Below are 786 nucleotides of genomic sequence, written 5' to 3'. Positions count from 1 at the left end.
AAACAGTTCTCGCGATCGTTACCGGGGATCGGCGGCACAAACGGATAGGAACCGGTGGCCAGAACCACCTTGTCATAAGGCAGGGTCTCACCGGTGTTGGTGGTGACTGTTTTAGCCGCCCGATCAATCGCGTCCACCTTGGTATTCAGTTTCAGCGTAATGTCGTGCTCTTCAAAAAAACCTTCCGGCACCAGCGACAGGTCGTCGGCGGTCTTGCCGGAAAAGTAACTGGTCAGCCCTACGCGGTCATAGGCCGGCAGCGGCTCGGCACACAGTACCGTAATATCAAAGTGCTCCCGGCCACCCTGGGCCACCAGAGACTCCAGATAACGTTGTCCGACCATCCCGTGGCCGATCAAAAGAAGTTGTTGCTTTGCCATAAGGCTCACCCTCGCGGTGCGTAACTGACACCCACCACTCAGCAATCCCTATGCCAACTTGGTAAGCCAATGTTTTTAATGAACTTATTTCGTTTTTCGGATAATAAATGCAGAAACCCTGCTTTCTTTTAATGCGCTCGTGCACGAGAAAAATGCATTTTTTCGTGCACCGCCATGAACCAGAAACGCTCCCGATTTGCGCACAGTTATTGCCCTCCTCCCGATTCATCTCCTTTTAATCTTTTTAAAACAGACACTTAGAAATATGGCACAGGAGTTGCTCTGTTCAGCCTGTCGTTAACCGCCCATGCATGGAGAAGTCATGAGCGATCAAAAGCTGAATCTGTTGAATCTGTCCGCGCCACGCATCCGCCTGTTACATCTGAGCTGGCTGGCGTTTTTTATT

The 786-nt window shown here is 51.0% G+C and carries 1 protein-coding gene; it reads right to left on the bottom strand.

What is annotated here, in order from left to right; genetic code table 11:
* Positions 1 to 380: FAD-dependent oxidoreductase (locus tag A3730_RS04295; RefSeq protein WP_197477280.1), on the bottom strand; the 380-nt coding region annotated here is incomplete at its 3' end.
* Positions 381 to 786 lie beyond the last annotated feature (406 nt).

Source organism: Alcanivorax sp. HI0044 (assembly GCF_001634945.1).
Note: the sequence above shows the minus strand (reverse complement) of the source record. Positions and strands in the feature narration are given on the sequence as shown.